The sequence below is a fragment of the Sphingopyxis sp. SCN 67-31 genome (assembly GCF_001725095.1).
This window is the reverse complement of sequence record NZ_MEFH01000149.1, coordinates 1-7,313: the sequence shown is the minus strand read 5'-3', so window position 1 is coordinate 7,313 and position 7,313 is coordinate 1. Positions and strand designations below refer to the sequence as shown.

Annotated in this window: 10 protein-coding genes; all 10 read right to left on the bottom strand. The window is 66.9% G+C overall.

All coding sequences use genetic code 11. The features are described 5' to 3' along the window. A partial coding sequence (locus tag ABS88_RS22055; protein ID WP_286750592.1) for a DNA-directed RNA polymerase subunit alpha occupies positions 1 to 936 on the bottom strand: 936 nt, incomplete at its 3' end. Positions 937 to 1,039: 103 nt separating this feature from the next. Continuing rightward, complete coding sequence (rpsK, locus tag ABS88_RS22050; protein WP_003040416.1) at positions 1,040 to 1,429, bottom strand: 30S ribosomal protein S11; 390 nt, start codon at positions 1,427 to 1,429, stop codon at positions 1,040 to 1,042. A gap of 106 nt (positions 1,430 to 1,535) precedes the next feature. Next, complete coding sequence (gene rpsM, locus ABS88_RS22045; RefSeq protein WP_003040400.1) at positions 1,536 to 1,904, bottom strand: 30S ribosomal protein S13; 369 nt, start codon at positions 1,902 to 1,904, stop codon at positions 1,536 to 1,538. Between the two features lie 202 nt (positions 1,905 to 2,106). Beyond that, positions 2,107 to 2,898 carry an inositol monophosphatase family protein gene (locus ABS88_RS22040; protein ID WP_286750591.1) on the bottom strand — a complete coding sequence of 264 codons (792 nt, stop codon included), beginning with the start codon at positions 2,896 to 2,898 and terminating at the stop codon, positions 2,107 to 2,109. A gap of 12 nt (positions 2,899 to 2,910) precedes the next feature. After that, the gene (locus ABS88_RS22035) at positions 2,911 to 4,254 is read right to left on the bottom strand and encodes a TldD/PmbA family protein (protein WP_086457186.1); all 1,344 of its coding nucleotides are present in this window, start codon (positions 4,252 to 4,254) and stop codon (positions 2,911 to 2,913) included. Between the two features lie 59 nt (positions 4,255 to 4,313). Beyond that, entirely contained in the window at positions 4,314 to 4,634 is a 321-nt protein-coding gene (locus tag ABS88_RS22030) for a hypothetical protein (RefSeq protein ID WP_234178554.1), read from the bottom strand. 362 nt (positions 4,635 to 4,996) lie between these two features. Beyond that, positions 4,997 to 5,599 (bottom strand): hypothetical protein, encoded by a 603-nt coding sequence (locus ABS88_RS22025; RefSeq protein ID WP_058813104.1) that lies wholly within the window; start codon positions 5,597 to 5,599, stop codon positions 4,997 to 4,999. A gap of 84 nt (positions 5,600 to 5,683) precedes the next feature. Continuing rightward, positions 5,684 to 6,202: a demethoxyubiquinone hydroxylase family protein gene (locus tag ABS88_RS22020; protein WP_051066299.1), complete on the bottom strand. Its 519-nt coding sequence runs from the start codon at positions 6,200 to 6,202 to the stop codon at positions 5,684 to 5,686. Further along, a complete protein-coding gene (locus ABS88_RS22015) occupies positions 6,202 to 6,678 on the bottom strand; it encodes a disulfide bond formation protein B (protein WP_286750593.1) in 477 nt (158 codons plus the stop codon). Before ABS88_RS22015 ends, ABS88_RS22020 begins: the two co-directional genes overlap by 1 nt. 22 nt (positions 6,679 to 6,700) lie before the next feature. Then, positions 6,701 to 7,313: S41 family peptidase (locus ABS88_RS22010; RefSeq protein WP_286750590.1), on the bottom strand; the 613-nt coding region annotated here is incomplete at its 5' end.

The window sequence follows — 7,313 nt, the reverse complement described above, 5'->3', positions numbered from 1 at the left end:
CGACTTGCGGCCGAAGTTCGGCGTGCGGAGCATCTCGGCCTCGGTCTTCTGGACCAGGTCGCCGATGTAGATGATGTTGTCGTTCTTGAGGCAGTTGGCCGAACGAACCGACAGTTCGAGCTCGTCGACCTTCTTGAGAAGGAAGCGGTTGAGCTGGTTGACGTCCGATTCCTCGGTCGAAGCCGACGGAGCCGCCATGCCGATGAGGCCGCTGTCGTTCATCGCTTCTTCGAAGTGGACGAAGACCTGAAGCTGGTCCTGGAGGATGCGCGCAGCATAGGCGACGGCATCTTCCGGGGTCACGGTGCCGTCGGTATCGACGGTCAGCGACAGCTTGTCATAGTCCAGTTCCTGACCGATGCGGGCATTGTCGACCTTGTAGGCGACCTGGCGCACCGGCGAGTAGAGCGAATCGACCGGGATCAGGCCGATCGGCGCGTCGGCCGGACGGTTGGCCGTCGCGGGAACATAGCCCTTGCCGGTGTCGGCAACGAGTTCCATGTTCAGCGTCGCCCCGTCGTCGAGGTGGCAGATCACGTGATCGGGGTTCATCACCTTGATGTCACCCGACACCATGATGTCGCCGGCCTTGACGGTCGCGGGACCGGTCGCCGAAAGCTGCAGCCGCTTCGGGCCTTCGCCTTCCATCTTGAGCGCGATCTGCTTCACGTTGAGGACGATGTCGGTCACGTCCTCGCGCACGCCGGCCAGGCTCGAGAATTCGTGCAGGACGTTCTCGATCTTGATCGACGTGATGGCCGCACCCTGGAGCGACGACAGGAGCACGCGGCGCAGCGCGTTGCCAAGCGTCAGGCCGAAGCCGCGTTCGAGCGGTTCGGCGACGAAGGTGGCCTTGCGCTTGCTGTCGCTGCCAGCCTTGATTTCCAGGTTGCTGGGCTTCTTCAATTCCTGCCAGTTCCGGATATTGACAGTCATGGACTTCCCTTTGCTTTGGGCGGGACGGGCGGGGCGGGTCGAGCCTGTCCTGCGTTAGATATGGTGACGGCAGAGCGGCCCGAAGACCGCCAGTCCGGAAACGTCAGACGCGGCGGCGCTTGGCCGGACGTACGCCGTTGTGCGGGATCGGCGTCACGTCGCGGATCGACGTGATGTGGAAACCGACCGCCTGCAACGCGCGCAGGGCCGATTCACGACCGGCGCCGGGGCCTTTCACTTCGACTTCCAGCGTGCGGACGCCATGTTCGGCGGCCTTCTTGCCGGCGTCTTCGGCGCAAACCTGCGCTGCATAGGGCGTCGACTTGCGGCTGCCCTTGAAGCCCATCATGCCGGCACTCGACCAGGCAATCGCATTGCCCTGCGCGTCGGTGATGGTGATCATCGTGTTGTTGAAGGTCGCGTTGACGTGGGCGACGCCCGACGAGATATTCTTGCGTTCGCGCCGACGAAGGCGCTGCGGTTCACGAGCCATTTTGAATTCCTAAACCCTAAATCCTGAAAACGACCGGTGGTGCCAGTGCGATGGCGACCTCCGGCGGAGAAATAAGGAAATCCGTCCCCCGGACGAATCTCTGCTCTTACTTCTTCTTACCGGCGATCGGCTTGGCCTTGCCCTTGCGGGTGCGCGCATTGGTGTGCGTGCGCTGGCCGCGGACCGGAAGGCCCTTGCGATGACGCAGGCCGCGATAGCAGGCGAGGTCCATGAGACGCTTGATGTTCATCGCCGTGTTGCGGCGAAGATCACCCTCGACCGTGAGGTCGGCGTCGATCGTTTCGCGGATCTGCAGGACTTCGGCGTCCGACAGGTCCTGGATGCGGCGGGTGTGGTCGATGCCGAGCTTGTCGGCGATGTCGACGGCGGTCTTGCGGCCGATGCCGTGGATGTAGGTGAGCGCGATGATTACGCGCTTGTTGGTGGGCAGGTTTACGCCCGCGATACGTGCCATCTGTTCTTTCTCCTGCTCCACAGGGTTCGCTGGCAAACGATCCCTATCTCAAAGCGTCTGTTTTCCAACGCAAAAAACGGACCACGAAGACGCGCTGAGCGTTTCGCCGTCCGGTCAGGGTGTTGGAATGCAGCGGCAATTAGGGTGAGTCGGGCGAATTGTCAAGCGAAGCGGCGGCTTTTGCAGCCTGCCGGGGCGCGCCTCAATCGTCGGCGGTCAGCGCCACCGCGCGGTCGTGGAGCCGGTTGACGACCGCGCGATGAATACCCGGCGCGCAGGCAATGACGCCGAAGGCCTGCGCGCGCGGCGTGTTGAAGACGAGCGGCTCGCCAAAGGCGTCGGTGACAGTCGCACCGGCCTCGGTCGCGATCAGCGCCGCGGCGGCGACGTCCCATTCGAAACCCCAGCGCAGCGTCGCGACCAGATCGGCGCGGTCGTCGGCGACCAGCGCCATGCGCAGCGCGATGCTGTTGGGTTTTGTCACCATGATGAGGTCGCGGTCGATCTTGGGCAGGCTGTCGGCGGGAACGCGCGATCCGTTGAAGATCATCCGGCGGCTGGCGCGCAGCGTTTCGCCGTTGAGCGTCGCGCCCTGACCCTTGCGGGCGACCCACAGTTCGTCGAGCGCGGGCGCGTAGAGCACGCCGATTTCGGGGGCGCCGTCGACGACCAGCGCGACCGACACCGCCCAGCCCGGACGGCCGCGGATGAAGTCGCGGGTGCCGTCGATGGGGTCGACGCACCACATGAAACGGCGCGACAGCCGGTCGCTGTTGTCCGCGGTTTCCTCCGAAAGCCATCCGGCCTCCGGCACCATCGCGCCGAGAACCGCCTTCAACCGGGCGTCGACCGCCAGATCGACGTCGCTGACCGGATTATTTTCCGACTTGTGCCAGACATTGACCGCCTTGCCCTCGCCGCGCCAGCGCGCCATCGCCATGTCGCCGACCTCGCGCGTCGCGGCGATCACGGCTTCCAGGTTGCGCGCGGGCATCGGGCGGCCGGCCTAGCTGCTGGCGACGGTCATGCCGTCGATGCGCAGCGTCGGCACATTGGTGCCGTGGCGGAAGACCAGATCGTCGGCGGGGACCAGCGCGGCGAACATGTCGATCAGATTGCCCGCGATCGTGAATTCGGCGATCGGGCCGGCGATCCGCCCGCCCTCGATCAGGAAACCCGACGCGCCGCGGCTATAATCGCCGGTCACGGGGTTGACGCCTTGGCCGATCAGTTCGGTGATATAGACGCCGCGGTCGATGTCGGCGATCAGCGCGTCGGGCGTGATCGACCCGGCCGCGAGATGCAGGTTGCTGGCAGAGACCCCCGACGCGCCGCCGCCGCGGCTCGCATGGCCGGTCGGTTCGAGCCCGAGCTGCTTCGCCGACGCGGTGTCGAGCAGCCACCCCGTAATGCGGCCATCGGCGACGATATCGCGGGCGGCGGTCGGCAGGCCCTCTCCGTCAAAGGCCCGGCTGCGCAGCCCGCGCGGACGATGCGGTTCGTCGCGCACGACGATTGCGCTGTCGAACAGCGCCCGCTCTTCCTTGCCGAGCAGGAAGCTGGTGCCGCGGGCGATCGCGGGGCCGGCGATCGCGCCGAGCAGATGGCCGACGATGCTGCTGCCGATGCGCGGATCGAGGACGACCGGCACCTTGCCGACGGGCGCCTTGCCGGGGTTCAGCCGCGCGACGGCGCGGGTTCCGGCGCGCGCGCCGATTTCGGCGGCGCTTTCGAGGTCGGACAGATGATGCGCGCTGTGCCAGCCATAATCGCGCTGCATCGCCGCACCTTCGCCGGCGATGACGCTCGCCGACAGGCTGTGCCCGCTCGACCCATAGCCGCCGGCGAAGCCATGGCTCGTCGCGAGCGCGAAGCGCGTGCGGCTGTGGCTCGCGCTGCCGCCTTCGCTGTTGGTGACGCCGGTGACGGCGCGCGCGGCCTCCTCGACCGCCAGCGCGGCCTCGCGCAGCGCCTGGGGATCGGCTTCGCTGCCGTCGTCGAGATCGAAATCGGGGACCGGGCCGGTGAACAGGCGGTCGGCGGGGGCAAGGCCCGCATAGGGATCTTCGGGAGCCTCGCGTGCCATGGCAACGCAGCGCTCGACGAGCTTCGCCAGTTCGGCGGCATCCATGTCGGCGGTCGAGACGCTGGCGCTGCGCTGCCCGACGAAAACGCGCAGGCTGATATCCTGCCCCTCGGACCGCTCGACATCCTCGAGCGCGCCGAGCCGCATCGAGACCGAGGTCGCGGCATTGCAATAGTAAAGCGCGTCGGCGGCGTCGGCGCCCGCCTTGGTCGCGGCGGCGCACAGCATTTGCGCGCGGTCGAGGGCTTCGGAAACACTCAGCATGGCCGCGCCCTATACGGCGCGCGGCGGGGCGTCAAAATCAAAGTCGGATGACGTGCGCTTCAGCGCGCGATGGCGGCGATGGCATCGGTGGCCGCCATCGCACCGCTGACCCACAGGAAGGGCAGGGTGATCGCGGCAACCCACAGGCGGCGCACATCGCGGCGGAAGCGGGCGTGCAGCCCCCAGCTTGCCAGCGCCTGGCGGCTCAGATGATACCAGCGCCGCTCGGTCGAGCGCGCGACGGGAAGCGCGAGCGCAAGGACGACGATCAGCGACACGACCGCCAGCATCGACGGGGCGCCGGCCGAAACCGCGCTCATCACCAGCCAGACCTGGAGGGCCGCAAAAACGATCAGCGCGGCGGCGGCGTGCCAGGTCATGCGTCGACCCAGACTGCGTGCCGGTGGAACGCTGGCGGTAGCGCGGCGCCAAAGGCGCGGTTCGAAGGTCGATGCCATGTTGTTTTTCAGCCTCCCCGGCTGGCGATTCCCATAAATGCGAAGTTTTCAGCCGAAAATTCCCAAGTCAAGACAGGTTGCCAGCGATTCGTTAATTTTCGGGTTCGATTCACCGCAGAATCGCAACAAAATCGGGTCCGACGGCTGATATTGCCGCAGATTCGGTTGTTTCGCCGGGCGCCGGGCGCGAAGGCGCGCCCCATCAGCCCGCGTGGCGAGGCCGAACTCTGCCCGAGTCGAAAATGGCGGTAGAGAGAGGCGCGCGCCGCGCGCCGTGCCGCAAATCAGCGCGGCGGGGGGACCGGCAGCGGTTCGGCGTCGGGATTGTCGGTTGCCGGTGCGTCGGTTGCGGGCGCCGTCTCTTCGGCCTGCTTCTGCCGGTCGGCCAGCGCCTTTTCCTCGGCGACGACGGCTGCTTCGACCGTGTCGGCGGCAGCGTCGATCCCGGCGAGGCGCTTGGCGCGCTCGTCGGCGATCATCGCCTGCCAGTCGGTCTTGTCGGCGGCCTGCCGCTCGGCCTTGGCGCCGGCGAGCAATTGCTGGGTGCAGCCCGTGAAGCCGCCGAGTCCGACCGGCGAACAGCTGTCGGTGCCGAAGCGGCCGACGCGCTGGAGCGATACGACCCGATTCACCCAGGCTTCGTTGCGCGGGTCGAGCGGGTCGCCGCCACGGAAAATCTGCGGGACACGGTAACGGTCGCCTTCGGGCAGCACGGCGCAGACCAGGATTTCATCGCCATTCGCCTCGGGGCATTTGTCGTTGCCATAGACGATGACCTGATTGATCTTCTCATTCGCAGGGCCCACCGGCCCCGTATCTTGCGCGGCGGCAGGCTGGGCGATCGCTGCCCCGGCGAGGATCAGCATGGCAAGCGGCAGGCGGGTCATCGTCATTTCCTTTTCGTTTCGGGCGGCTTGCCACCCGCTGCCTGCATCCGCGCTGAACGGTCAGGCTTTCCCCGTGGAACCCTATCAGATACGCTTCGACAGCGCGATGGCTGCGCGGCAGCCCGCGCGGATCGCGAGGCTGAGCAACGGATAGGCGGGTGCGCTTTCGGCCCCCGCGGCAATCGCCGCTTCCTTATGCTCCAGCTCTTCGGCGCGGAAATCGGCAACCGCTGCGCTCAGTTCGGGGTCGCTGTCGCCCAGCGTATCGAGCTGTTCGCGATAATGGCGATCGATCTCGGTCTCGACGGCGGCGGTGCAGGCCATGGCGGCGCGCGGCCCCATCGCGGCGGTGACGGCGCCGAGCGCGAAGCCCGCGACGTTCCAGAACGGCTGAAGCGCGGTGGGGCGCACGCCGCGGCGCGCGACCATCGCGTCGAAAAATTTGCGGTGCCGCTCTTCCTGTTCGGCCATATGCGCGATCTCGCGCGCCATCGGATGGCGGTCGCCCATCACCGCGAGCTGACCCGCATAAATGCGCGTCGCGCCATATTCGCCCGCCTGATCGACGCGGATCATCGAGGCCGTTTTGCGGTCAGCTGTCATCATGCCGCCGATGTGGGACGGCGGCGCAGCAAGGTCAAGACGAACGCCGCGCCGGCGAGCGAGAAGATCGCGTTGAAACCGGCGAGCGAAACGCCGAGCAGCGTCCATTGCGGGACGTCGCAGCGGGTGATCGGCGCCGCCATGATGTCGCTGAGCGATACCGGTCCGCTGACGCCGGTGCTGCATGTCGTCAGCCCTTCCCAGAAGCCATATTCGACCCCGGCGTGAAAGACGCCGATGACGCCGCTGATCGCGATGGCGATTGCGGCGAGCAGGGTCAGCCCGCGCATCGCCGCCGTATTGCGGGAGAGCAGCAGTGCCAGCGCCGCCAGCACGATCGCCGCCTGATGCGGCCAGCGCTGCCAGTAGCACATCTCGCACGGGTGGAGTCCGAAGCCGAATTGCGACACCAGCGCACCGCCATAGAGCGCCAGCGGGATGGCAAGCGCGGCAAGCGGCGCGGCGTAACGCGACATTCGCATCGTGGTTCAGCCCCTCTTAGTTGCGCGTCGTCGGCTTGGCGGCGGGCTTGGTCGCCTGCGCCATACGCGAAGTCGACGGGCCGATGCGACCGATCGTCTGCAGCGCATAATAGAGCTGATAATCGTCGATGCCCTTGGCCTTCAGCTCCTCGGCGGTGGCGGTGAAGCGCGGATCGTCCTTCTCGTCCTTTTCGAGCAGGCTGTTGTCGACCTTTTTCTCGTTGATCAGATGGCGGCGCAGGTCGCTTTCGCGAAAGCGCGGACGATCCTTGTAATCGGGGTCGGACAACTGCGGCACACGGATATCGGGCTCGATCCCGCCTTCCTGCACGCTGCGACCCGACGGGGTGTAATAGCGCGCCGTCGTCAGGCGCAGCGCCGTCGTGTCGGTCAGCGGCAGCACGGTCTGCACCGACCCCTTGCCGAAACTGCGTTCGCCCATGATCAGCGCCCGGTGCTGGTCCTGCAGCGCGCCGGCCACGATTTCGGACGCCGATGCCGATCCGGCGTCTATCAGCACGATTAGCGGCGCGCCCTGCGCAAGGTCGCCGGGTTCGGCGAAGAAACGCTCGATGTCGTTCTTGCGGCGCCCGCGCTGCGAGACGATTTCGCCGCGGTCGAGGAAGACG